This window comes from Methylobacterium sp. NMS14P (genome assembly GCF_028583545.1).
Lineage (GTDB): Bacteria > Pseudomonadota > Alphaproteobacteria > Rhizobiales > Beijerinckiaceae > Methylobacterium.
Genome location: NZ_CP087106.1, coordinates 767,134 through 790,524, shown reverse-complemented (window position 1 = coordinate 790,524; position 23,391 = coordinate 767,134). Strand labels below are relative to the sequence as shown.

At 72.2% G+C, this 23,391-nt stretch carries 28 protein-coding genes and 1 tRNA gene; 20 read left to right on the top strand and 9 right to left on the bottom strand.

The window, feature by feature from the left end; genetic code table 11:
• Positions 1 to 67: 67 nt before the first annotated feature.
• A complete protein-coding gene (locus LOK46_RS03705; RefSeq protein WP_273562538.1) occupies positions 68 to 1,237 on the bottom strand; it encodes a cysteine desulfurase family protein in 1,170 nt (389 codons plus the stop codon).
• 273 nt (positions 1,238 to 1,510) lie between these two features.
• On the opposite strand from LOK46_RS03705, the gene LOK46_RS03700 reads away from it, so the two are divergent.
• The 3 genes from LOK46_RS03700 (at position 1,511) to LOK46_RS03690 (ending at position 3,990) form a co-directional block, all read left to right on the top strand.
• Positions 1,511 to 2,167, top strand: a complete 657-nt coding sequence (locus tag LOK46_RS03700) for an alpha/beta hydrolase (RefSeq protein ID WP_010686946.1) — start codon at positions 1,511 to 1,513, stop codon at positions 2,165 to 2,167.
• An 85-nt stretch (positions 2,168 to 2,252) separates the two neighbouring features.
• Positions 2,253 to 2,639 (top strand): response regulator, encoded by a 387-nt coding sequence (locus LOK46_RS03695; protein WP_273562537.1) that lies wholly within the window; start codon positions 2,253 to 2,255, stop codon positions 2,637 to 2,639.
• A gap of 58 nt (positions 2,640 to 2,697) precedes the next feature.
• Positions 2,698 to 3,990: an O-acetylhomoserine aminocarboxypropyltransferase/cysteine synthase family protein gene (locus LOK46_RS03690; RefSeq protein ID WP_273562536.1), complete on the top strand. Its 1,293-nt coding sequence runs from the start codon at positions 2,698 to 2,700 to the stop codon at positions 3,988 to 3,990.
• Between the two features lie 176 nt (positions 3,991 to 4,166).
• Here the strand turns inward: LOK46_RS03690 and LOK46_RS03685 are convergent, their stop codons facing one another.
• Both LOK46_RS03685 and LOK46_RS03680 read right to left on the bottom strand, forming a co-directional pair.
• Positions 4,167 to 5,336 (bottom strand): acetyl-CoA acetyltransferase, encoded by a 1,170-nt coding sequence (locus LOK46_RS03685; protein ID WP_273562535.1) that lies wholly within the window; start codon positions 5,334 to 5,336, stop codon positions 4,167 to 4,169.
• Between the two features lie 200 nt (positions 5,337 to 5,536).
• Positions 5,537 to 6,106, bottom strand: coding sequence for an NUDIX domain-containing protein (locus LOK46_RS03680; protein WP_273562534.1), 570 nt, complete (start codon positions 6,104 to 6,106; stop codon positions 5,537 to 5,539).
• A 129-nt stretch (positions 6,107 to 6,235) separates the two neighbouring features.
• On the opposite strand from LOK46_RS03680, the gene LOK46_RS03675 reads away from it, so the two are divergent.
• From LOK46_RS03675 to LOK46_RS03645, 7 genes are read left to right on the top strand one after another with little or no spacing between them, the layout of a single operon-like run.
• Complete coding sequence (locus LOK46_RS03675) at positions 6,236 to 6,739, top strand: hypothetical protein (protein ID WP_273562533.1); 504 nt, start codon at positions 6,236 to 6,238, stop codon at positions 6,737 to 6,739.
• On the top strand, positions 6,736 to 6,987 hold the full coding sequence (locus LOK46_RS03670) for a monovalent cation/H+ antiporter complex subunit F (protein WP_020093421.1): 252 nt from the start codon (positions 6,736 to 6,738) through the stop codon (positions 6,985 to 6,987). Before LOK46_RS03675 ends, LOK46_RS03670 begins: the two co-directional genes overlap by 4 nt.
• Positions 6,984 to 7,268, top strand: coding sequence for a monovalent cation/H(+) antiporter subunit G (locus LOK46_RS03665; RefSeq protein ID WP_012317692.1), 285 nt, complete (start codon positions 6,984 to 6,986; stop codon positions 7,266 to 7,268). Before LOK46_RS03670 ends, LOK46_RS03665 begins: the two co-directional genes overlap by 4 nt.
• Positions 7,265 to 7,516 carry a Na(+)/H(+) antiporter subunit B gene (locus LOK46_RS03660; RefSeq protein WP_273562532.1) on the top strand — a complete coding sequence of 84 codons (252 nt, stop codon included), beginning with the start codon at positions 7,265 to 7,267 and terminating at the stop codon, positions 7,514 to 7,516. Before LOK46_RS03665 ends, LOK46_RS03660 begins: the two co-directional genes overlap by 4 nt.
• On the top strand, positions 7,513 to 8,289 hold the full coding sequence (locus LOK46_RS03655; RefSeq protein WP_273562531.1) for an MnhB domain-containing protein: 777 nt from the start codon (positions 7,513 to 7,515) through the stop codon (positions 8,287 to 8,289). Before LOK46_RS03660 ends, LOK46_RS03655 begins: the two co-directional genes overlap by 4 nt.
• Positions 8,286 to 8,705 carry a sodium:proton antiporter gene (locus LOK46_RS03650; RefSeq protein ID WP_273562530.1) on the top strand — a complete coding sequence of 140 codons (420 nt, stop codon included), beginning with the start codon at positions 8,286 to 8,288 and terminating at the stop codon, positions 8,703 to 8,705. The genes LOK46_RS03655 and LOK46_RS03650 overlap by 4 nt, the downstream gene beginning before the upstream one ends.
• Complete coding sequence (locus LOK46_RS03645) at positions 8,702 to 10,456, top strand: complex I subunit 5 family protein (protein ID WP_273562529.1); 1,755 nt, start codon at positions 8,702 to 8,704, stop codon at positions 10,454 to 10,456. Before LOK46_RS03650 ends, LOK46_RS03645 begins: the two co-directional genes overlap by 4 nt.
• Before the next feature lie 112 nt (positions 10,457 to 10,568).
• Here the strand turns inward: LOK46_RS03645 and LOK46_RS03640 are convergent.
• The 3 genes from LOK46_RS03640 to LOK46_RS03630 all read right to left on the bottom strand — a co-directional run bounded on the left by LOK46_RS03640 (position 10,569) and on the right by LOK46_RS03630 (position 12,536).
• Positions 10,569 to 10,644 (bottom strand) — tRNA-Thr (locus LOK46_RS03640).
• Positions 10,645 to 10,753: 109 nt separating this feature from the next.
• A complete protein-coding gene (gene aroB / locus LOK46_RS03635; protein ID WP_273562528.1) occupies positions 10,754 to 11,893 on the bottom strand; it encodes a 3-dehydroquinate synthase in 1,140 nt (379 codons plus the stop codon).
• A 19-nt stretch (positions 11,894 to 11,912) separates the two neighbouring features.
• Positions 11,913 to 12,536 (bottom strand): shikimate kinase, encoded by a 624-nt coding sequence (locus tag LOK46_RS03630; protein WP_273562527.1) that lies wholly within the window; start codon positions 12,534 to 12,536, stop codon positions 11,913 to 11,915.
• Between the two features lie 244 nt (positions 12,537 to 12,780).
• On the opposite strand from LOK46_RS03630, the gene LOK46_RS03625 reads away from it, so the two are divergent.
• From LOK46_RS03625 to LOK46_RS03615, 3 genes are all read left to right on the top strand, one after another.
• Positions 12,781 to 12,933: a histidine kinase gene (locus tag LOK46_RS03625; RefSeq protein WP_273562526.1), complete on the top strand. Its 153-nt coding sequence runs from the start codon at positions 12,781 to 12,783 to the stop codon at positions 12,931 to 12,933.
• Positions 12,934 to 12,965: 32 nt separating this feature from the next.
• Positions 12,966 to 13,874 (top strand): site-specific tyrosine recombinase XerD, encoded by a 909-nt coding sequence (locus LOK46_RS03620; protein ID WP_273562525.1) that lies wholly within the window; start codon positions 12,966 to 12,968, stop codon positions 13,872 to 13,874.
• A gap of 129 nt (positions 13,875 to 14,003) precedes the next feature.
• Complete coding sequence (locus LOK46_RS03615) at positions 14,004 to 14,522, top strand: MarR family winged helix-turn-helix transcriptional regulator (RefSeq protein ID WP_273562524.1); 519 nt, start codon at positions 14,004 to 14,006, stop codon at positions 14,520 to 14,522.
• 65 nt (positions 14,523 to 14,587) lie between these two features.
• Here the strand turns inward: LOK46_RS03615 and LOK46_RS03610 are convergent, their stop codons facing one another.
• Together LOK46_RS03610 and LOK46_RS03605 are read right to left on the bottom strand one after the other, a co-directional pair.
• Complete coding sequence (locus LOK46_RS03610) at positions 14,588 to 14,953, bottom strand: c-type cytochrome (RefSeq protein WP_273562523.1); 366 nt, start codon at positions 14,951 to 14,953, stop codon at positions 14,588 to 14,590.
• Positions 14,954 to 15,163: 210 nt separating this feature from the next.
• Positions 15,164 to 16,180: an NAD-dependent epimerase gene (locus tag LOK46_RS03605; RefSeq protein WP_273562522.1), complete on the bottom strand. Its 1,017-nt coding sequence runs from the start codon at positions 16,178 to 16,180 to the stop codon at positions 15,164 to 15,166.
• Positions 16,181 to 16,274: 94 nt separating this feature from the next.
• Here LOK46_RS03605 and LOK46_RS03600 point away from each other — a divergent pair, with 94 nt between their 5' ends.
• The 7 genes from LOK46_RS03600 (at position 16,275) to xseA (ending at position 22,528) form a co-directional block, all read left to right on the top strand.
• Positions 16,275 to 16,568, top strand: a complete 294-nt coding sequence (locus tag LOK46_RS03600) for a hypothetical protein (protein WP_273562521.1) — start codon at positions 16,275 to 16,277, stop codon at positions 16,566 to 16,568.
• Positions 16,569 to 16,705: 137 nt separating this feature from the next.
• On the top strand, positions 16,706 to 16,969 hold the full coding sequence (locus LOK46_RS03595; protein ID WP_273562520.1) for a hypothetical protein: 264 nt from the start codon (positions 16,706 to 16,708) through the stop codon (positions 16,967 to 16,969).
• A gap of 110 nt (positions 16,970 to 17,079) precedes the next feature.
• Positions 17,080 to 17,337, top strand: a complete 258-nt coding sequence (locus tag LOK46_RS03590) for a DUF6894 family protein (RefSeq protein WP_273562519.1) — start codon at positions 17,080 to 17,082, stop codon at positions 17,335 to 17,337.
• Positions 17,338 to 17,404: 67 nt separating this feature from the next.
• Positions 17,405 to 17,611 carry a ribosome modulation factor gene (locus tag LOK46_RS03585; RefSeq protein WP_273562518.1) on the top strand — a complete coding sequence of 69 codons (207 nt, stop codon included), beginning with the start codon at positions 17,405 to 17,407 and terminating at the stop codon, positions 17,609 to 17,611.
• A complete protein-coding gene (locus LOK46_RS03580; RefSeq protein ID WP_273562517.1) occupies positions 17,611 to 18,927 on the top strand; it encodes an MFS transporter in 1,317 nt (438 codons plus the stop codon). Before LOK46_RS03585 ends, LOK46_RS03580 begins: the two co-directional genes overlap by 1 nt.
• A gap of 282 nt (positions 18,928 to 19,209) precedes the next feature.
• Positions 19,210 to 20,682, top strand: a complete 1,473-nt coding sequence (locus LOK46_RS03575; protein WP_273562516.1) for an MDR family MFS transporter — start codon at positions 19,210 to 19,212, stop codon at positions 20,680 to 20,682.
• 145 nt (positions 20,683 to 20,827) lie between these two features.
• On the top strand, positions 20,828 to 22,528 hold the full coding sequence (gene xseA, locus LOK46_RS03570) for an exodeoxyribonuclease VII large subunit (protein WP_273562515.1): 1,701 nt from the start codon (positions 20,828 to 20,830) through the stop codon (positions 22,526 to 22,528).
• 57 nt (positions 22,529 to 22,585) lie between these two features.
• Here the strand turns inward: xseA and LOK46_RS03565 are convergent, their stop codons facing one another.
• The gene (locus LOK46_RS03565; protein WP_273562514.1) at positions 22,586 to 23,338 is read right to left on the bottom strand and encodes a GNAT family N-acetyltransferase; all 753 of its coding nucleotides are present in this window, start codon (positions 23,336 to 23,338) and stop codon (positions 22,586 to 22,588) included.
• Between the last annotated feature and the right edge of the window lie 53 nt (positions 23,339 to 23,391).

Sequence of the window (23,391 nt, the reverse complement as noted above, 5' to 3'; positions counted from 1 at the left end):
CAGCGTCTCCTAGGCATCTCCGGCGTCAAGGACCGGGAAGCGTCTGTCGGAAAGCGGGGTGCGGCGCTCAGGCCGCCTGGCCTCGCCGTCTATATAGGGTCTCCAAGACCCGTTCGAAGGCGTCGAGGAAGCATGCCACCTCCTCGTCCACCGTGTTCCAGCCGAGGCTGACGCGCAGCGCCCCCCCGGCGAGGTCAGGACCGACACCCATCGCGGCGAGGGTCGCCGAGCGCGCGACCTTGCCGGAGGAGCAGGCCGAGCCCGACGACACCGCCACGCCGGCGAGGTCGAGGGCGATCAGGGCCGCGGGCGCGTCGAGGCCCGGGACCGAGAAACTCAGGGTGTTGGGCAGGCGCGGCGCCCCGGCGGCGAACACCGCCGCGTCGGGCGCCATGGCCCGCACGCCGGCCTCGATCCGGTCCCGAAGTGCCGAGAGGCGCGCGGCCTCCGGGTCGAGGGCTTCCCGGGCGATCCGGGCGGCCTCGCCCATCCCGACGAGGGCCGGCAGGCACTCGGTGCCGCAGCGCAGGCGCCGCTCCTGGCCGCCGCCGCGGAGGAAGGCGGTCTCCAGGGTGACGCCCTCGGCCAGCACGAACGCGCCGACGCCCTTGGGCGCCGCGAACTTGTGGCCCGACAGCGTCAGCGCGTCGAGGCCGAGCGCCGCCATGTCGAGGGGGATCTTGCCGGCTGCCTGCACCGCGTCGCTGTGGACCAGGGTCCGGCCGTGCGCCCGCGCCAAGCCGACGATCTCGGCCAGCGGCTGCACCGCGCCGGTCTCGTTGTTGGCGGCATGGACCGAGAGGAGCAGGGTCTCGTCCGTGAGAGCGGCGAGTCGCGCCTCCAGGGCGGCGAGATCGACCACGCCGTCGGCGGTGACCGGCACTTCCTGCACGGCCGCGTCCGGGAATCGGTGACCGGCCGCGACACAGGGATGCTCCGTGGCCGAGTGGAGCAACCGCGTCGGTGCCGCGTCGCCGCGGCGACGGAGGGCACCCGACAGGACCGCGTTCGCCGCCTCGGTCCCGCCGCTGGTGAAGACGACCTGCTCGGCTCGGGCATTCACGAGACCCGCGACCTCGGTCCGCGCCGCTTCTAGGGCTGCCCGGGCGGCCCTCCCCTCCGCGTGGATCGAGGACGGGTTGCCGGGGAGCGTGAGCGCGCGCGCGACCGACTCCGCGACGGCCGGCCGGACCGGGGCGGTGGCGTTGTAGTCGAGATAGGCGCGTGCCCGGCTCATCCGCGTTCCGTTAGGCCCCCTGCTGCGGCGCGTCACAATTCCTTGCCCGCGCACCGGCTCGCCGTGCTAAGGCGCGCCGAGAAAATGAGATCCCGCCGACCCAGCACGGTCGGCGTGGCAGCCTGCGCGGTGCTTCGGACGGCTTGTTTAGAACAGTTCTAATCGACTAGAACTGTTCTAAGACTGCTTTTATGGTGCGTGCGCGACGAGTCAAGGCTGCTGCGCCGCCGCGCCGATCGCCCGGCGGGCGATCTCCAGAGCGAGAGACGAGCGATGCCCGAAGTGATCTTCACCGGCCCGGCCGGCCGCCTGGAAGGCCGTTACCAAGCCCCCAAGAAGCGCGGCGCGCCGATCGCCATCATCCTGCACCCGCACCCCCAGTTCGGGGGTACGATGAACAATCAAATTGTGTACAACCTTTTCTACACTTTCGCCAACCGCGGTTTCGCTGCCCTGCGCTTCAATTTCCGCGGGGTCGGGCGCAGCCAGGGATCGTTCGACCACGGTTCGGGCGAGCTGTCGGACGCCGCGGCCGCCCTCGATTGGGTGCAGTCGGTCAACCCGGAGGCGAAGTCCTGCTGGATCGCGGGCGTGTCCTTCGGCTCGTGGATCGGCATGCAGCTCCTGATGCGCCGCCCCGAGATCGAGGGCTTCATCTCCATCGCCGCCATGGCAAACCGCTACGACTTCACCTTCCTGGCCCCCTGCCCCTCCTCCGGCCTGTTCGTGCACGGATCCGAGGACCGGGTGGCGCCCGCCCGCGAGGTCATGCCGGTGATCGAGAAGGTGAAGACCCAGAAGGGCGTCATCATCGAGCACCAGATGGTCGAGGGCGCCAACCATTTCTTCGACGGGAAGGTCGAGGAACTGACCCAGACGGTCGACACCTACCTCGACAAGCGCCTCGGCAAGCGCGAGGAGGCCGCCTGACGGATCCGGCCCCGCGCCTTGACGGGGGGAGCCCAGGAGGAATAGGGCGCGGGTTTCGGAATTAAGACTCACCTTCGCAGGTCTGATGTCAGATAGCCCGTCCGACCAACCCGTCGTTCTCCTGGTGGAAGATGACGGCCTCCTGCTGATGGAGGCCTCGGATACCCTCGCGGATGCGGGCTTCACCGTCGTCGAGGCGTCGCACGCCGACAAGGCGCTGAAGGTCCTGGAGAACCGCGACGACGTCGGCGTCCTGATGACCGACGTCGACATGCCGCAGGGGTCGATGGACGGCTTCGCCCTGGCGCGCCTCGTCGCGCATCGCTGGCCGTTGATTCCCGTGCTGGTCGTGTCGGGCATGGGTACGCCCGGCCCCAACGACATGCCGGAGGGCGCCCGGTTCATCCCGAAGCCCTACGAGCCGACCACCCTGGTCCGGACCCTGCAGGCCTTCATCCGCCGCGCGGCTTGACGCGGGGATCGGCTCGGGCTGACACCCGGTCCGGGCCCCGAACACCCGACCGAGAGCCATGACGGACCAGAACCGACCGCACCGCTTCGCGACCCGGGCGATCCACGCCGGCGCGGCGCCGGATCCCGCAACGGGCGCGCGGGTCCAGCCGATCTACTTCACCAACGGCTTCGTCTTCGACTCGACCGAGCAGGCCGCCGACATCTTCGCCGGCCGCCGGACCGGCTTCTCGTACTCGCGCGGTTCCAACCCGACGGTCGCCGCGCTGGAGCGCCGGATCGCCGACCTGGAGGGCGCGAAGGCCGGGGTGGCGGTGTCCTCCGGACAGTCGGCTATGCAGCTGGTCCTGATGACGCTGCTGAAGAGCGGCGACGCCTATGTCGCGTCCCCGCGCCTGTTCGGCGGGTCGCTCGGCCTGATGCGCCGCCTCGACGGGCGCTACGACCTGAAGCCCCGCTTCGCGCGCGGCATGGCCCCGGAGGATTTCGAGGCGGCCATCACGCCGGACTGCCGGGCCATCTTCTGCGAGTCGATCGTGAACCCCTGCGCGTCGGTGGTGGATCTCGACGGGATCGCCGCGGTGGCCCGCCGCCACAACCTGCCGCTCGTCGTGGACAACACCCTGGCCTCACCGGCCCTGATCCGGCCGATCGAGCACGGCGCCGACATCGTCTGGCACTCCACCTCGAAGTTCCTCAGCGGCTCCGGCCAGACCATCGGCGGCGTGATCTGCGACGCCGGCCGCTTCGACTGGGCGAAGGCGGGCGGCTACAATCTGATCACCGAGCCCTGGCCGGACTACGACGGGCTGGTGCTCACCGAGGCCTTCCCGGAGACGCCCTTCGCGGCGGCGTGCCGGTTCTTCGGCCTGCGCGACCTCGGGCCCGGCCTGTCGCCGATGAACGCGTTCCTGACGCTCATGGGGATCGAGACCCTGCCGCTTCGCATGGAGCGGCACTGCGCCAACGCGCGGACGGTGGCGGCCTTCCTGAAGGATCACCCGGCGGTGGCCTGGGTGAGCTACCCGATGCTGCCGGGCCAGCCCGGCGAGGACCTCGCCCGCCGCTACACCCCGGACGGGCCGGGCTCGATCTTCACCTTCGCGCTGAAGGGCGGCGAGCCGGCGGCCTTGGAATTCATCGCCGGTCTGGAGCTGATCTCGCACTTGGTGAACATCGGCGAGATCAAGTCGCTGGCGATCCACCCGTCCTCGACCACGCACCGGCAGCTGCCGGAGCACGAGAAGGCCGCCGCGCAGGTCGGGCCCGAGACCGTCCGGCTCTCGATCGGTCTGGAGAGCGAGGCCGACTTGATCGCCGATCTCCAGCAGGCGCTGGATCGGCTGGGCTGAGCGGGGCGACAGGCCCCCCTCTCCCGAGCGGGAGAGGGGACCTGCGCTCGCCCCCAGCCGATGTCACCGGACCCGAAGCTCGTTCGACAAGCCCGCAGGGGTTCGGGAAACGCGAGAGCCGACAGCGTTATCCCGCGACCGGCGAAGCGTGCCGCCGGAACGCGCCCGGAGTCGTCTCAGCGACGCCGCTCCAGGATCGACACGTAGTTGGCCACCGCCGCGCCGCCCATGTTGAAGATCCCGGCGAGCTCCGCCCTGGGCACCTGCATCTCGCCGGCCTCGCCCATGAGCTGGAGGCAGGCCATGACGTGCATGGACACGCCGGTGGCGCCGACGGGATGGCCCTTGGCCTTGAGCCCGCCGGACGGGTTGATCGGCAGCCGGCCGCCCTTCTCTGCGAGCCCCTCGCGCACCACGCGAAAACCCTCGCCCGGCGCGGCGAGGCCCATCGCCTCGTACTCGATCAGCTCGGCGATCGTGAAGCAGTCGTGGGTCTCCACGAAGGAGAGGTCCTCGTTGGCGATCCCGGCCTGGGCCCGCGCCCTCTCCCAAGCCATCCGCGCGCCCTTGAACTCCGCCGGGTCGCGGCGGGACAGGGGCAGGATGTCGTTGACGTGGGCCCGGGCGCGGAAGCCGATCGCCCGCTCCAGGCCCTCGGCCGTCTCGGCATCGGCCACCACCAGGGCCGCCGCGCCGTCCGAGATCAGCGAGCAGTCCGTGCGCCGCAGGGGGGCGGCCACGTAGGGGTTCTTCTCCGAGACCCGGTTGCAGAAGTCGAAGCCGAGATCCTTGCGCAGCTGCGCGTAGGGATTGCCGACGCCGTTGCGGTGGTTCTTGGCGGCGATGCGGGCCAGCTCCTCGCTGCGGTCGCCGTAGCGCTGGAAGTAGCCCGCCGCGATCCGCCCGAACACGCCCGCGAACCCGCCCTCGATGTCGGCCTCCTCCTTCCGGTAGGAGGCGCCCAGCAGGATGTCGCCGGTCTCGGCGACGCTCTTGGCCGTCATCTTCTCGGCGCCGATCACCAGGGCGACCCGGCCGCGGCCGCTGTCGACGAAGTCGAGGGCCGCGTAGAGGGCCGCCGACCCGGTGGCGCAGGCGTTCTCCAGGTGGGTCGCCGGGGCGTGGGCGAGGCCCGGCCGGTTCACCGCCACCAGCGAGCCCTCGAAGCCCTGCTTCGAGAAGCCGGTGTTCATCGAGCCCACGTAGATGCCGTCGACCTGCGCGTCCTCGACGCCGGCATGGGCCAGCGCCTCGCCCGAGACCCGGGCGATCAGCCCCTCGACATCGGGCTCCTCGAGCTTGCCGAAGGGGGTGTGGGCCCAGCCCACGATGCAGGCGCGCGTCATCCGGTGACCTCCCGTGTCCGACCCGGACGATGGGCCTGCGGCGGCTGGCGATCAAGACATGCGCGGATTGTTCGATGCGCCGGACACGCCGGACGAAACCCGCCCGGGCCCGGCTCAGCGCAGGTGGAAGGCCACCCACGCGACGCCGACGAGCACCAGCGCGGTCAGCAGCCCCCGGGCGAGCGCGCGTCGGCGGTGTCTCACGGGGCGAACAGCTCCGGGTGGCGTGCGCGGAGCGCCAGGACCAGGGTGAGCGTCTTGAGGTCGGTGATCTCGGCGCGGTCGGCGCGGGCGGCGAGCTCGGCCAGCGGCATCTCGACCACCCGGATGTTCTCGTGCTCGCCCTCGGCCCCGCCGCCCGCCTCCGCGCGATCCGCCCGGCCGTAGGGCGCGAGGTAGAGGTGGATCTTCTCGGTGGTCAGGCTGGCGCAGGAATAGGTGGCGCCGACGAATTCGAGCGCCCGCAGGCGCAGGCCCACCTCCTCCAGCGCCTCCCGGCGGGCATTCTCCTCGGGGCTGCCGGCGTCGATCAGTCCGGCCGGGGCCTCCAGCTGGACCTGCTCGCCGGCCGCGAACAGCGGCGGCACCCGCAATTCGCGCACGAGCGTCGCGACCTTCCGCTCCGGGTCGTAGGGCAGGATCCCGACCGAGTTGCCGTGGTCCTCGATCTCGCGCTCGACGACGGCGCCGTCGGCGAGGCGCACCCGCGCGATCCCGAAGCGGCTCCAGCCCTCGTGGACGAAGCGGATATTGAGGATCTCAGCTTTCATGAGCGCGCCCACCCTTCATCGCCCTACACGGAAGCGTGTCTCCGGGTTCCGGGAACGCCGACGCCCGCGGCCACGTTTGGTCGGACATGCGCATGGTCACGCTTCCGCGGGGCGCGCCGGTCAGGATCGATGCGGGCAGGATCGACGCAGGCAGGGCCGATCGGCGGGATCCGGACGCGTTCGCGGCGTGACGCCGCCGCGATCTGGGTCGTCCTGGCGCTCAGCTACATGGTCTTCGCCGGCTCGGTCAGCCTGAACGAGGGGATGGCCGCCGTCGGCTGCGCCAGTCTCGGCACGCTCTGGTGGTGGGGCGTCGGACGGCGCGGCGGGCTGCGCTTCCGCTTCGACCGGGCGTCGCTCCACCCGCTCGGTCCGGCCGTCCTCGCCGTGCCGCGCCAGACCGCCCGCGTCGGGCTGCACCTCATGCGCGCGATCCTCGGTCGCGCCGGCGGCGGCGCGACCCGCGAGCGGAGTGCCGCCGAGATCGCCTGGGCCAGGCCGGAGGGCGACGCGGCGCCGGCGGCGCGGGCGGTCGGACTGCTGGCCGCGTCGCTCGCCCCCGACAGCTACGTGCTCACCCTCGACCGCGCGCACGGAACCGTGGTGACGCACGGCCTGGAAGAGGCGCGATGAGCGTCTGGACGGTCGCCATCCTGGCGCTGCTGCCGCCGCTCGCGGTGGCCGCGGTGCTCGCGTGGCGGGGCCGGCCGGGCCAGCGTTTCGCCGCCTACCAGCTCGCCGGCAGCGTCACGGTCCTGATCCTGACGCTCATGGCCTTCGCCACCGACCAGGCGTCGATCACCGATCTCGCCCTCACCCTGGTCCTGCTCAACCTGCCCGGCACGATGCTGCTCGCGGTCTTCCTGGAGCGCTGGATATGAGCGTCGTGATCGGCTCGGTCCTGGCCCTCGCCGTCGCGGCCGCGTGGCTCGCGGCGCTCGCCCTCTGGCGTCTGCCCCGCGCGCTCGACCGGATGCACGCCCTCGCGTTCCTGAACGTCGCGGCCTCGATCCTTGTCACGGTGGCGGCCTTCCTGGCCGACGGAGTCTCCGGGCGGTCGCTCAAGATCCTGGTGATGATGGTCGTGTTCCTCGCCTGGGCGGCGGTGCTGTCGCACGTGTCCGGCCGGGCCGTGCTGATGCGCGAGGGCCGCTCGGCATGACGGTGATCCTGCCGCTGCTCTTCCTGCTCACCGCGATCTCCGGGACCGCCGTGGTCCTGGTGCGCGATCCCGCCCGGCAGGTCTTCGCCATCGCGGTCAACGGGCTCGTCCTGGCGATCCTGTTCGACGCCCTCCAGGCCCCCGACGTCGCGCTCTCGGAACTGGCGGTGGGCTCGGCGGCGGTGCCGCTCCTCTTCCTCGTGGCCCTGATGGCCGTCCGGGCGCAGCCGCCCGAGGAGGAATCGTGAGCCCGCGCGTCCGCGTCGCGCTCCTGGCCCTCGCGGGCCTCGTCCTCCTCCCCGGCGCGGCCGAGGTCATCGCCGGCCTGCCGCCCTTCGGATCGACGATCGCCCAGTACGGCGCGCGCATCAACGCGATCACGCCGGAGGCCCGGCACGTCGCCAACATGGTCAGCGCGATCAACTTCGACCTCCGGGGCCTCGACACCCTCGGCGAGGAGTTCATGCTGCTCGCCGCCATCACCGGGACGGTGGTGCTGCTGCGCGGGCGGCGCGGCGAGGGAACGACCGGGCGCGCCATGCGCAGGCCCGGCCGGGCCGTCATCCCGCGCTCCGAGGCCGTGGTGCTCGCCTGCCGCATCGCCGGCCCGCTCACCGCGCTGTTCGGCCTCTACGTCGTGCTGCACGCAACCGTCACGCCGGGCGGCGGCTTCCAGGGCGGCGTCATCCTCGCCTCGGGGACCCTGCTGATCTACCTCGGCGAGGGCTATGCGGGCTGGCGCGACGCCATCCGCAGCCACTGGCTCGACGCCCTGGAGGGCGGCGGCGCGCTGCTCTTCGCCCTGTGCGGGCTGGTGCCGATGCTCACCGGCGCCGCCTTCATGCAGAACATCCTGCCGCTCGGCACCTTCCGCGACCTGTTCTCGGGCGGCCTGATGCTCGTCGAGAACCTCGGGGTCGCCCTCGCGGTGACGGGCGGCTTCACGCAGCTCTTCCTGGAATTCATGGAGGAGACCCGCGAGGCCGACGCGCCCGAGGAGCCGGGGGAGGAATCTGCGTGAATGCGGTCACCAGTTTCCTGCCCTACGCGGTCGCCGCGTGGCTGTTCGGGATCGGCCTCTACGGCATCGCCACGAGCCGCAACTTCATCCACCTCGTGGGCTGCCTCGGCGTCTGCCAGTCGGCGACCTACGTGCTCCTGCTCGGCCTCGGCTATCGCTGGGGCAGCATCGCGCCGATCTTCTACGACCACCCGCCGGGAACGCCCGCCGTCGACCCGGTGATGCAGGCGCTGGTGCTCACCGACATCGTGGTCGGCGCGACGCTCACCGCCCTCCTCCTCGTCCTCACCATCCAGGCCTACAAGCGCGGCGGCAGTCTGGACCCGGAGAAACTCCGGCCGATGCGCGCGGGCGGCAAGTCGGGGCGCGATCCGGGATCGAGCCGGGTGCGCGACCCGGAGCGGAGCGCCCCGTGACCGCCTTCCCGGCCGCCCTCCTGCCCCTGCCGGTCGCCATCCCGCTCGTGGTCTGCGCGGCGATGCTGGCGACCGCGCACGTCCTGCCCGGCCGTCTGCCGGATATCCTGGCGACGCTGGCCGCCCTCACCGTCGCGGTGCTCTGCGGCGTCATCGCCACCCACGCCGCCGACGGGCCGCTGATCTACTGGTTCGGTGGCTGGGAGCCGCGCGACGGAGTCCATCTCGGCATCGGCTTCTCGGTGGACGAGGCCAGCGGCTGGGTCGCGGCCTTCATCGGGCTGCTCTACGCGCTGACCTTCGTGTTCGCCTGGGGCTTCTTCGACCGCACCCACGGCCACTTCCACATCCTGATGCTGCTGTTCCTGGCCGCCATGGTCGGGTTCTGCTTCACCCGCGACATGTTCAACCTGTTCGTGTGGTTCGAGGTGATGAGTGTCGCGGCCTTCGCGCTCACGGCCTACCATCTGGCGGAATCGGCGCTGGCGGGCGCCATCAACTTCACGGTGGTGAACAGCCTCGCGGGTTTCCTGATGCTCGGCGGCATCGGGCTGATCTACGCTCAGACCGGCACGCTCGACTTCGAGGGCATCGCGGCCGCGGTGGCGCGGGGTGGCCGGGATCCGGTGGTGGCCGGGGCGTTCTGCCTCGTGGCGGCGGCCCTGATGATCAAGGGCGCCATCGTGCCGTTCCAGTTCTGGCTCGCCGACGCCCACGCGGTGGCGCCGAGCCCGGTCTCGGTGATCTTCTCCGGATCGATGGTCTCGCTCGGGCTGTTCGGCCTCGCGAAGGTGAGCGCCGTCGTGTTCGGCGGCTCCGATCAGGTCCAGCACGCCCTGCCGGCGCTCCTCGTCGGCCTGGGCAGCTTCACCGCCCTCCTGGGCGGCTGGATGGCCCTGCTGCAGCGGCACCTCAAGCGGATGCTCGCCTTCTCGACGATCTCGCATGCCGGGATCATGCTCACCGGCCTCGGCGCCCTCTCGGTGGACGGGACCGGCGGGATGCTCGTCTACGTGGTGGGCCACGGGCTGGTGAAGGGCGCCCTGTTCATGATCGCCGGCATCCTGCTCGCCACCCAGGCCAGCATCGACGAGATCGCCCTGCGCGGCCTCGGGCGGGGAATCTGGCCCGCCGGGGTCGCCATGGCTCTGGCCGGGCTGCTGCTCTGCGGCCTGCCCCTCGGCGCGCTCGACCAGGGTACGCGCCTGGTCCAGGGCGCGCTGGCGCAGCAGGGGCACGGGCACGCGCTGGCGGCCGGCGCCATCGGCGCGGCGCTGACAGGAGCCGCGGTGCTGCGGGCCGCCGGTCGCATCTTCCTCGGGCTCGGGCCCGATCCCGGCGACGAGGCCGGCGCCCCGAGCGAGGACGAGCGCGAGAAGGCCAACCGGCCGCTATGGCTGATGCTGGCGCCGTGCTGCCTTCTCCTGGCCCTCGATATCGGTCTGCCGGCGGCCGTGATCGAGCACGCCCTTCCGCGGGCGGCGTCGGCCTTCATGCACCGGCCGGCCGTGCACGCGCTGGCGGAGGGACCGGGCTGGCTTCCCTGGGCCTCAGTCGCCGCCGCCCTGGCCGGCGCGGGCTACGGCCTGTTCCGGAGGCACCTGCCGGCGCTGGTGGTCCGCCCGGTCAGCGCCTCGCAATCGGCGCCGACCCGCGCGCTGGAAGTGCTCCACAGCGGCTTGATCGGCGATTACGCGGCGTGGCTCGCGGTCGGCGTGGCGGTGATCGCGGCCGTGCTGGCCATGGCATGAGCGAGCCCCCCGACGCACGACCCTGAGAACAAGCCTTCGAGGGGCCGGGCCGTCGCACGGAAACGCGGCCTGGACGAGGCTCTCCGGAGGAGGACAACGTCTTCGAGAAGAGTGGTGCCGCAAGAGGGATTCGAACCCCCGACCCCCTCATTACGAATGAGGTGCTCTACCAGCTGAGCTATTGCGGCCCTGGCCCCGACGGGACCGTCAGCGACGCGCGGTGTCCGGCGCCGGACGTGGCAGGCTCATAGCGGCCTGGCCTGCGTTAGGCAAGGCGGCAGCCGGCCTTCGCGGGCGTCAGACGGTCCGGTCCGATGCCAATTCATCCCGCAGGAACGCCGCCACCTCCGCCCGGTCCACGCCGGGGGCGATGAAGCTCTGGCCGATCCCCCGGGCGAGGATGAAGGTCAGCGCGCCGTCGCGGACCTTCTTGTCCTGGGTCATCGCGTCGAGAAGAGCTTCGACGTCGCCGCATCCGCCGGGGACGGCCTGCAGGCGGGTCGGCAGGCCGGCGAGCGCGAGGTGGTTCGCGACGCGGCCGGCATCCTGGCCGGCGCAGAGCCCGAGTCGGGCCGAGAAGCGGAAGGCCAGGGCCATCCCGATCGCCACGCCCTCGCCGTGGACCAACCGGGCGGAATCGTAGCCCGTCAGACGCTCCAGGGCGTGACCGAAGGTGTGGCCGAGGTTGAGCAGCGCCCGCTCGCCGTCCTCGCGCTCGTCGCGGGTGACCACCGCGGCCTTGGCCCCGCAGCAGGACGCGACGGCCCGCTCGCGCTCCGGACCGCCAAGGAAGATCCCGCGCCAGTTCGCCTCGCACCAGTCGAAGAAGCCCGGATCGGCGATCAACCCGTACTTTGCGACCTCGGCGTAACCGGCGCGCATCTCGCGCTCGGACAGGGTGTCGAGGGCGGCCGTGTCGGCCAGGACGAGGCGCGGCTGGTGGAAGGCGCCGATCAGGTTCTTGCCCAACGGCGCGTTGATGCCGGTCTTGCCGCCGACCGACGAGTCGACCTGCGCGAGCAGACTCGTCGGCACCTGCACGAAGCGCACGCCGCGCCGCAGGGTGGCGGCCGCGAAGCCCGCGAGGTCGCCGACCACGCCGCCGCCCAGCGCCACGACGAGGTCGCCGCGCTCGACCTTCAGGGCCAGCAGCCCGTCGCAGACCTCCGCGTAGCCCGCGTAGGATTTGGAGGCCTCGCCCGGCGCCACCGTCACCACGCCCGCCTGAAGGCCGGCGCGCTCCAGGCTGGTCCGCAGCCGCGCGGCGTAGAGCGCGCCCACCGTCGCGTCCGTCACGATCGCCGCCCGGCGGCCCCCGAGCGCGGCGACGGCGGCGCCGGCCGTGTCGATCAGCCCGCGCCCGATCTGGATGTCGTAGGCGCGGCCGGCGTCGAGGGGCACGTGGACGGTCAGGAGGGCCGGACGGGGCTCGGTCATGGGTCGGTTCGCTCGGGTCTCACTGGGCGGCCACGGGGATGGATCCTTCGCCGCTGAGATGGGCGTCCAGCGCCTCCAGCACGTCCTGGACGACCCGGTCGTGCGACACCTCGCGCGAGATGACCATCACGTCGGCGGCGGCGTAGACCGGGTGGCGCACGGCCATCAGGTCCCGCATCGTCGCCTCCGGATCCTCGGTCTGCAGCAGCGGGCGGTTGCCGCGCTTGCGCACGCGCCGCATCAGCACGTCCAGATCGGCCTTCAACCAGACGGAGACCGCCGATTCCGCGATGCGCGCGCGGGTCGCCTCGCGCAGGTAGGCGCCGCCGCCCGTCGCCAGGACGAGGGGGCCGGCCCGCAGCAGGCGCGAGATCACCCGCTCCTCGCCGTCGCGGAAGCTCGGCTCGCCGTAGATCGCGAAGATGTCGGGGATCGTCAGGCCGGCCGCGGCCTCGATCTCGATGTCGGCATCCTTGAAGATCAGGCCGAGGCGGCTCGCCAGACGCCGGCCGACGGTGCTCTTGCCCGCTCCCATGAGGCCGACGAGCACGATCGAGCGCAGGCCGAGCGCGCGGCGCAGACGCGCCTCGATCGGTTCCCCCGCCTCCTCCCCGCTCACGGCCTCCTGCATCGACTCCTGCATCGCATCCGTGCGGCGTCCCCGCCTCTCCACCGGCCCCCGCGCGCCGGTCGCGCGGGCAGCCTCACATCCTGCGGCAGGCTCTTAGCGCGATTCAAGCGGCCTGCGAAACGCATCGCTGTGTCGTCGTGGGCCTTGTCAGCGCCTTGTTCACGTGATCGAACCCGGGCAACGGCGGCGGCTCGGAGAAGGCCTTCGCCCGCCCCCTCCCCGCCGCCAGCGCCCGTCTGCCCGAGGTTCGACCGACGTGCCGACCCTGTTCCGTTTCTTTGCCACCCTCGCGATCCTGGCGGGTCTGGTCTACGCGGCCATGTTCGCGCTCGCGCATTTCGTCCAACCGACGCCGCGGGAGATGAGCGTGACCATCCCCGCCTCGAAGCTGCAGCCGGGCAGCCGTTGAGCGGGTCGGAGGGCGGCGGCGACGCCGCCCGGATGCCCCGTCCCGAGGTCGCCGAGTACCTCGACATGCTGGCCGCCGAGCGCGGTGCCGGCCTCAACACCCTGAGCGCCTACCGACGGGACCTGGACGACTACCTCGACTATCTCGCGCGCTCGGGCACGGCCCTCGGCGACGTCGGGGCCGGCACGCTGCGGGCCTTCCTGATCGATCTCGAGACGCGGGGCCTCAAGGCGTCCTCGGCGGCGCGGCGCCTGTCCTGCGTGCGCGGTTTCCACAAATTCCTGTACGCCGAGGGCGGTGCCGAGAGCGATCCGAGCGTCGCGGTGTCCGGGCCGCGCCGGGCGCGCGCGCTCCCCAAGGTGCTGTCCATCGCGGAGGTCGACCGGCTGCTCGCCACGGCGCAGGCCGCCGCCAGCGCCGCTCAACCGCCGGGACCGGCCCGACGGGCGCGCCGGATGGTGTGCCTGCTCGAGCTGCTCTACGCCACGGGCCTGCGCGTCTCGGAGCTGGTCGCCCTGCCCCGCACGGCCGGCGCGAGTCGCGAGCGCTACCTCATCGTCAAGGGCAAGGGCGGACGCGAGCGCCTGGTGCCCCTGACCGAGGCGGCCCGCGCCGCCATGGCGACACATCTTCCGGCCGTGCCGGAGGAGTCCCCGTGGCTGTTTCCGGCCGACAGCGACACCGGCTATCTCACCCGGCAGGCCTTCGCCCGCGATCTCAAGGTGCTGGCCGCGTCGGCGGGCCTTCACTCGGACCGCGTGAGCCCCCACGTGCTCCGCCACGCCTTCGCCAGTCACCTCCTGCAGAACGGCGCCGACCTGCGCATCGTCCAAGAGCTCCTCGGCCATGCCGACATCTCGACGACGCAGATCTACACGCACGTGCTGGACGAGCGCCTGAAGGCGATGGTCCGCGATCTGCATCCGCTGATGGATCGTTGAGCGGTACCGCGCGGAACGTGTGGCAACTCCTCGTGGGTCGCCCCAATTGTATAGGTTTAGCGAACTGCCTAAGAGTAGCCCCTCGCCATACCGGTACGCGAGCCCGCCTTTACCAGAGAGAGTTTTCCTATGTCAGGCCCCACGGCCTCGCAGGTCGGCATCGAGCCGGATCGGGCGGGGCACTCGCGTGCCGACCAGCTTTCCCAGCAGGAACGGCAGCGCCTCGACAACCAGCTGTGCTTCGCGGTCTACGCCGCCGCGCACGCCTTCGGTCGCGCCTACCGCAACCTCCTCGGGCGTCACGAGCTGACCTACCCGCAATACCTCGTCCTGCTGGTTTTGTGGGAGCAGGACGGCTTGTCGGTCAAGGAGATCGGGAACCGCCTGTTCCTAGATTCGGGGACGCTGACACCGCTCCTGAAGCGTCTCGAAGCGTCCGGGCGGGTGCGCCGCGCCCGCGACCGGGTCGACGAGCGTCAGGTCAGCATCTTCCTCACCGCCGCCGGCGAGGCCCTGCGCGACGAACTCGCCTGCTTGCCGGACGAGGCGGGCGGCATGACCGGTCTCGATATCCAGGGCCGCAAGGACCTGCTTCACGACCTCGTCACCCTCAGGCTGAGCCTGCAGGCCGGACTTATGCCCGAATAGGGTCGGCGCGCCCGGGCCGGGAGCGGCCGGGTGGCCGCTCCCGTCTGTTCGCGCAGGTGGGCGTCTCAGGACTGCGTCTTGAGGTAGGCGATGACGTCGTTGATCTTCTTGTCGTCGGGGTAACCCTGGAAGATCATCTTGGTGCCCGGCACCTTCGTCTTCGGGTTCTTCAGCCACTCGTGCAGGTTGGCCTCGTCCCAGGTGATGCCGGAGTTCTTCAGGGCGGCGGAGTAGTTGTAGCCCTCGTAGGTGCCCGCCTTGCGGCCGACGACGCCCTTCAGGTCGGGACCCACGCCGTTCTTCTGGAAGTTGTGGCACGCCTTGCAGGGGGCGAACGCCTTCTCGCCGGCGGCGGCGTCGCCGGCCTCCTGGGCCTGCGCGGCGAGAGGCATGACAACGGCAAGGACGGCGCCGAAAACGAGTGAACGCATGGATTTCCTCCTGTTGGCCGCCGCTGCGGCAGCGATGCGGGCAGAGCTCGCCTGCCTGGAACAGCTCTAAATGAATCCGCCCGGCGCGCGCAACGGCCTAGTCTGGGCTAGCCGCGCCGCGCGGGCGGATCTGCGCCCGTTCTAGGTCGCCGCCTCACTCAACACCGCGTGATCGGATTGGCTCCGTGGGACGGCCGCGGCGAAGTCCCCTCAGACGCCGTGATAGGTCCGATACCAGTCGACGAAGTGCCCGATCCCCGTCTTCAACGGTGTGGCGGGCCGGAAGCCGGCGTCCCGCACGAGGTCGTCGATGTCGGCGTAGGTCGCAGGGACGTCGCCGGGCTGCATCGGCAGGAGGATCTTCTCCGCCTTGCGGCCCAGCGCGTCCTCGAGGAGTGCGATCATCTCGAGGAGAGCCACCGGTTCGTTGTTGCCGATGTTGTAGATCCGGTAGGGCGCGGAACTCGTGCCGGGATCCGGCGCCGCGCCGCTCCACGCGGGGTCCGGCGCGGCCGGCCGCTCGGCCAGGGCCCGGATCCCCGCGACAATGTCGTCGATGTAGGTGAAGTCCCGGAGCATCCGCCCCTCGTTGAACACGCGGATCGGCTCGCCCGCCAGGATGGCGCGGGTGAACAGGTACAGCGCCATGTCGGGCCGGCCCCAGGGGCCGTAGACGGTGAAGAAGCGCAGGCCCGTGGTCGGCAGGCCGTAGAGGTGGCTGTAGCTGTGCGCCATCAGCTCGTTCGCCTTCTTGGTCGCGGCGTACAGGCTGAGCGGATGGTCGACGTTCTGATGCACCGAGAACGGCATTGCCGTGACGCCGCCGTAGACGGAACTGGATGAGGCGTAGAGCAAGTGCCCCACACCGCCGTGGCGGCAGGCCTCGAGGATGTTCAGGAAGCCGACGAGGTTGCTCGCCGCGTAGGCGTGCGGATCGGTGAGCGAGTAGCGCACGCCGGCCTGGGCGGCGAGGTGGATCACCGTGCGGAACGCGTGGCGGCGGAACAGCCCGTCGAGCCCGTCCCGGTCGGCGAGGTCGAGGCGCGCGAAGCTGTAGCCCGGAAAGCCCGCGAGGCGCCGCAGCCGGGCTTCCTTGAGCCGCACGTCGTAGTAGGCGTTGACGCTGTCCAGGCCGACGACCTGCTGGCCGGCCTCGAGGAGGCGCAGGGCGAGCTGGTTCCCGATGAAGCCGGCGACGCCGGTGATCAGAACAGGTGGCAGGGACATGCGCGCGGACCGACGGGCTGACTGGCCGCCCCGAGGTCGAGCTGTAGCATGGGGTCAGTGCGCGACAAATCGGTCCGCTGCCGCGAGCCCGCTCATGCCCCGCGCGGCTTGCCGCGCGGGCGCGCGACCCGCTAGGCTCGCGGCTGCCGTGCAGCCCGACCCGAGACCGCTCCCCGACAGCCTGACGCGCCTGCTCGCCGTGCCGGAGCAGCGCCCGGTCCGGGCGCGTCCGGCGTTCTCGCGGACGGCCGGCGCGCCACGGGCGCCGAAGCCGCGCTCCGCGCACGCCGCGCTCGAGACGGCGATCCTCCGCGGGTTCGTGTTCGGTCTCGCGGGGCTCGTCTGGCTCGTCGTGCTGGCACTGTCGGTCCGGCACATCGCGCACTGAGCGCATCCCGGGGCCTTCGCGAGGCTTGTGGATATCGGTGGTGCGCCGGAAACCCCGCGTCTTCAATCAGTACGCGAACGGCCAAGTTCGCTATTGAGGCGGCCAGACCGGGGGCGGCTGACGGCGAGGATGGGACGATGTCTCTGACAGGGCGTTTCTGGTTCCGGAAGACCTGGACGGGGCGGCTGGTGCTCCTGGTCGAGGAGGAGCGCCCCCGCTGGTTCGGCCGCGGCTCCGGCAAGCCGCGCTGGCGCAACGCCAAGCTCCTGGATTTCGCCGAGCCCGAGCTGCGGCCGCTCATGGCGATGGAGAAGCAGCATCGCGCCGGCGGTGTGACCGGCCAAGTCCGGACGCTCCGCCCGGTCCCGTCCGCGCCGGACGCACGGGCCGCGAACGGCTGAGGGGCGACGCCACGGGGCCGATCGCGCCGCGGTCTGGTCCGACGCGCGGCCGTCACCACCTGTAACGGGCTGCTCCGCCCCGGGTGGCGCCCCCCGCAACGGTGAAGGCCATGCCGCGCTACTTCTTCCACACGCAGATCGGCGAGGACGTCATCTCCGACCCGACCGGGATCGAGCTGCGGGATCCGGACGCGGCCTGGGAGGCGGCGCGGGAGACGATCCGCGCCGCCCTGCGCCAGCCCCAGGATCAGGCCCGTCTGATGACCGCGTGCCTCGTGGTCACGGATGACGCCGGCGAGATCGTGCTGGAATTCCCGTTCAGCGAGGCCGTGGCGCTGCCCGCGGACGAGAACTCGACGCGTCACTGAGATCGGCGACGGGCGCGTTCCGCGCCCTACATCGCGCCGCAGCCCACCGGAACGGAGCTGCGCCCGAATGGATACGCCACCGAACGACCTCGATGCCCGCGCCCTCGGCCGAGCCGCGCCCGCCAAGGGGCTGGCCCGGGAAGCCTGCCCCTACGCGGAGGGGACGGAAGCGCGCACGCTCTGGTTGTCCGGCTATGACGAGGCCCTGGCATCGGGCGAGACGCCCGTGACCGGCGGTCTCGCCAAGCACCCGGTCGACGGATCGGCCCGCTGATGGACGCCCGGACCGCACCGCATCCCGGCGCGCATCATCCCGCCCTCGACCGCAAGTCGGTCGGGGCCGTCGTTCTCGGCAACGCCCTCGAATTCTACGACTTCACCGTCTACGCCTTCTTCGCCAAGCCGATCGGCGAGGCCTTCTTCCCGGCGAACGACCCGACCCACAGCCTGCTGGCATCCCTGGCTTTGTTCGGCATCGGCTACGTCATGCGGCCCATCGGCGGCGTGTTGATCGGCGCCTTCGCGGACCGGGCCGGCCGAAAACCCGCGATGCTGATCACCATCGCGCTGATGGCCGTCGGCATGCTCATGCTGGCCGCCTGCCCCTCCTACGCGACGATCGGCGGCTGGGCGCAGGTCATCGTCATCGCCGGCCGCCTCGTGCAGGGCCTCGCCCTCGGCGGCGAGGTCGGTCCCTCGACGGCCTTCCTGCTGGAAGCCGCCCCCCCCGACCGGCGCGGCTTCGTGACGAGCTGGCAGATCGCCAGTCAAGGCTGCGCGGCCCTGTTCGCCGGGATCATCGCGACCGCTCTGGCGCTCGCGGTCGGCGAACAGGCGATGGCGCAGTGGGGCTGGCGGCTGATGTTCGCCCTCGGCCTGTGCGTGGTGCCGGTCGGCCTCGTCATCCGCAGTCACCTGCCCGAGACGGCCGGCGCCGAGGAGGATCCGCACGCGGCGGCCTCGACGATGGCGGTGGTCGGCCGGCTCCTGCGCGAGCACGGCCGCCTGCTGGGCCTGACCTTCCTGGTCATCGCGGCCTCCACCGTGTCGAACGCGGTCGGCACCAACATGCCCGTCTTCGCCGGCGCGACCCTCGGCCTGAGCGAGACCGCCGCCACGGCGGTGCCGATCGCCCTCGGGCTCGCCTCGGTGATCTTCCCGCTGCTCGGCGGCTGGCTGGCCGACCGGTACGGACGGCGACCCGTGATGATCTGGCCGCGGGCGCTGATCTTGATCCTGGCGGTCCCGGCCTTCGCCTGGGTGGTGCAAGCGCCGAGCGCCGCCAGCGTCTACGCGGTCACCTTCCTGCTCTCGGCGCTGTCCTCCATCAACGCGGCGGCCGTGATCGTCGGCATCCCCGAGGCCCTGCCCCGGGCGGTGCGCAGCGCCGGGTTGTCGATCGTCTACGCGGTCTCCGTCTCGGTGTTCGGCGGCAGCACCAACTACGTGGTGAACTGGCTGATCGCCGCCACCGGCGACCGGCTCGCGCCGGCCTACTACCTCGCCGCGTTCAGCCTCGTCGGGACGATCGCCGCGTTCCTGCTGCCCGAGACGCGCGGGCGCGACCTCGACGCCGATAGGGAGGCGTAGCGGCGGCCGAGACCCGTGGGTCTGCCGGTCGAGGCCGGCGCGTCGCTCCCGGGAGACGCGACGCTCTCGCAACAGATCGGTCATCCCGGGCTCCGCTCCGCGGCCCCGGTATGACGCGGCCAGAAGCTCGACGCCCGATCGGCCGCGCCGGGAGGGAGCTCATGGCGAGCGCCGATATCGACTGGCCGGTCATGTGCGTTCTCGCACGGCTCTCGCGCTCGCGGACGGATCGCGCGCGTTTCATCGCTAGGTTGAGACGTTCGCGGGGATTAAACCGCGTCCATGCCGATACCCGCTGAGACGCGCCGCCCGCTGGTCCTCGCCGCGGTGATGGCGGCGATGTTCATGATCGCCATAGAGGCGACCATCGTGTCGACGGCGATGCCGCAGATCGCCGGCCAACTCGGCGACCTCCACCTCTACGCCTGGGTGTTCGCCTCCTTCCTGCTGACTCAGACGGCCACCACGGTGGTGTTCGGAAAGCTCTCGGACCTCTACGGGCGCCGGCCGGTGCTGCTGTTCGGCATCGCGGTGTTCCTGGCGGGCTCCCTCCTGTGCGGGCTCGCGTGGTCGATGCCCTCGCTGATCCTGTTCCGCCTCATCCAAGGCGTCGGCGCCGGGGCGATCCAGCCGGTGAGCCTGACCGTCGTCGGCGACCTGTACGCCGCGCGGGAACGCGGCCGGGTCCAAGGCTACCTCGCCAGCGTCTGGGGCATCTCGTCGGTGGCCGGACCGCTGGTCGGCGGCCTGATCATCGGCCACCTGAGCTGGCCCTGGATCTTCTGGATCAACCTGCCGATCGGCGTGATCGCGGCCGGCCTGTTCCTGCGCTTCCTCCACGAGGGCGTCGAGCGCCGACCCCGCCAGATCGACGCGATCGGCGCGGCCCTGTTCACCGCCGCCATCGCGGCGCTGATGATCGCGCTGACCGAGGCGGGCGAGTCCGCCGAGGCCGCCCTGTGGCCGGCGCTGGCCTTCGTGGTGGCCGCGATCCTGTTCGTCGTCCAGGAGCGGCGCGCGCCGGACCCGATGCTCGACATCCGCCTGTGGATGCAGCGCCCGATCGCGACCGCCAACACCGCGACGCTGCTCTCCGGCATGACGGTGATCGGGCTCACGGCGTTCCTGCCGATGTACGTGCAGGGCGTGCTGCGGCAATCGCCCCTGATCGCCGGCCTGACCCTGACCCTGATGGTGCTCGGCTGGCCGATCGGCGCCACCACGGCGGCGCGCAGCTTCGTGCGGTTCGGCCTCCGCCCCATCCTGCTGGTCGGCGCGACGCTCCTGCCCCTCGGCGCGGTCGCTTTCGTGACGCTCGGATCGGACACCTCCCCGGTCGTGGCGGCCTGCGGCTCGGTCGTGATGGGGCTCGGCATGGGCTTCCTGTCCACCGCCGCCATCGTGATCATCCAGGACAGCGTCGCCTGGGCGCAGCGCGGGGCGGCGACGGCCTCGAACATCTTTTCGCGCAACCTCGGCTCGACCCTCGGCGCGACCGTCCTCGGGGCCGTGCTGAATTACCGGCTCGCGAACCCGTCGAGCGGCCCGGCTGTGAACTCCGATCAGCTCCGTCGCCTGCTCGACGATCCGGCGAGCCTCGGGACCGGCGAGGAGGCGATCCGCGGCGGCCTGCAGCACGCGCTGCACGGCACGTTCTGGACGGTGTTCGCCGTGGCGGTGCTGACCCTGCTCCTGTCGCTGCTGGTTCCGCCGGTGGCGATCTCCGACCGACCGCGCGAGCTCGCCGTGGAGTAGGCGGCGGACGCTGCCGATGGGACAGGCGGCGCCGCTGTCGCGGGCGGCTCGGCACGGGACGTGCCGCCGGAGCGGCGCCTGCCGAACGGGCCCGTCTCCACGGCGGCCCTTTGACTGTCTCGCCGGAGCCCCCTAGCGTCCGGCCATGCCCCTCGTGCCGCCCCCGCGCCCCGCAGCCCAGCCCGCGGTGGACATCCCGCCGACCAGCGTGCTCAACGCCAACCAGCCGGAATGGTCGGTGGGCGAGCTCGCGGGCGCCCTGAAGCGCACTCTCGAGGACGCCTTCGGACACGTCCGGCTGCGCGGCGAGATCTCGGGGTATCGCGGCCAGCACGGCTCGGGCCACGCCTATTTCTCCCTGAAGGACGGGCAGGCACGGATCGACGCGGTGGTCTGGAAGGGCGTGTTCGGACGCCTGCGCCAGCGGCCTCAGGAAGGTCTGGAGGTCGTCGCCACCGGCCGCATCACGACCTTCGCGGGCAAGTCCTCGTACCAGATCGTCATCGAGAGCCTGGAGCCCGCGGGGCTCGGCGCCTGGATGGCGCTCCTGGAGGAGCGCAAGAAGCAGCTCGCCGCCGAGGGCCTCTTCGCCCCGGACCACAAGCGGCCGATCCCCTACCTGCCGCGGGTGGTCGGCGTCGTCACCTCGCCGACCGGCGCGGTGATCCGCGACATCCTCCACCGGCTGGAGGACCGCTTTCCCCGGCCGGTTCTGGTCTGGCCGGTGCGGGTCCAGGGCGACGGCGCGGCCGAGGAGGTCGCGGCCGCGATCCGCGGCTTCAACGCCCTCCCGGCCGAAGGCCCGATCCCGCGCCCGGACGTGCTCATCGTGGCCCGCGGCGGCGGCTCGATCGAGGACCTCTGGGCCTTCAACGAGGAGTGCGTCGTCCGCGCCGCCTTCGCGAGCGCGATCCCGCTGATCTCGGCGGTCGGTCACGAGACCGACACCACGCTGATCGACTACGTCTCCGATCGCCGTGCGCCGACGCCGACGGGGGCCGCCGAGATGGCGGTGCCGGTCCGCGCCGACCTGATCGCCACGGTGGCGGACCTGTCGGCCCGCGGCAGGGGGGCGGTCGGGCGCCGGATCGACCGCGACCGCTCGGACCTGCGCGCCCTCGGACGCGCCCTTCCGAGCGCCGACGCCCTGCTGGCGGCCAAGCGCCAGCGGCTCGACCTCGCCGAGGCGCGCCTCGCCCCGGCGCTGGCGGCGGGCGCGAGCCGCCACCGGGCGCGGCTCCAGCTCCTGCTCGACCGGATGGCCCGTCGCTCGCCCGACGTGGCCCTCGCCAACGCCCGCGCGCGGCTGGCGCGGATCGACCACCGGCCCCTCCACGCCCTGCGCAACGACGTCCAGCGCAAGGGCGAGGCCCTGATCCAGCTCGGGCGCCGCCTCGTCGTCGCGCGCGAGGCCAGCCTGGAACGGGCCCGGGCGCTGCAGGCGCGTCGCACCGACCGGCTTCTCGCCCTGTCGGAGCGCCTCGGCCAGGCCGGCGCGCGCAGCATCGAGCGGCGGCGCGACCGGCTCGACGGTCTGGCGGGCCTGCTCGGCTCGCTCAGCTACCGCGCGGTGCTCGACCGCGGCTACGTGCTGGTGCGCGATGCGGCCGGTCTGCCCGTCCGTCGCGCCGCGGAGGCGGCGGCCGCGCAGCGGCTCAGCCTGCAATTCGCCGACGGGACCGTGACGGCCGTGCCCGACGGGACGGCCGACCCGTCCCTGCCCGCCGATCCGTCACCGACGGCGAGGTCCGGACGTCGCGGCGGCGCGGCCCCGTCGGCGACGCCGGGCAAGCGGGCCGGCACGCGCCCTGCCCCGACGCGGCAGGGCTCGCTGTTCGACGCCTGAGACGACGGCCGTCGGCCGGGACTGGGCGCAGTTGCGGGCCGCGACCCGCCCCGAGTCTCAGCCCGGCTCCGGACCGACCCGGTAGTGATAGCGGTACAGTTCGCGCTCGAAGCCGAGGGCGCGGTAGAGCCCTCGCGCCGGCATGTTCGCGGCGACGACCTGCAGGCAGGCGGCCCGGGCGCCCTCCGCCCGGCCCCAGCGCAGCAGCGCGCCGACCGCGCGCCGGGCATGGCCGCGGCCGCGCAGGGGTTCGGGCGTCGCCACCGCCTCGATGACCATCAGCTCCCGGTCGAGCACCCCGAAGGCGATGGCGCCGATGCCGCCCTCGGCCGCGGCCGCCGCGAAGGCCCGCGGCAGGGCCAGGGCGGCGACGGTGTCGCGGAACACCCGCGCGGCCGCTTCATCCGCGCGGTTCACCGCGTCGCGCAGGGCCAGCCAGTCCGGCCCCGGCGCCGCGGCGACCGCCACGGCCGGATCGGGCGCGCTCGTGAGGTCGTCGAGCGCGCGGATCAGCGTGCAGGTCTCGTCGACCACGGTGTAATCGCCGCCGGCGAGGAGCGGCTCCATCTGCGGGGCGATCGCCGGCACGCGGAAGATCGGGCGCTGGCCCAGGCGGCCGTAGATCGCGCGCGCGGCCGCGATGGCCGGTCCGGGCGCACCGCTCCCGCGCATGGGGTTCACGGAATTCTGTCGCTTCGAGCGGCCCCCGGCGGCGCGCAGCAGGTAGCCGTGCACCAGGAGCTCGCGCGGGCTCGGCCAGGCGTTGAGGCAGGCCTCCTCCACGCGCCAGGCCTGTTCCAGATCGGTCATCACCGCCTCCTCCGGTCTCCCTGATCGCACGCGGTCACGACTGGGCCAACGGC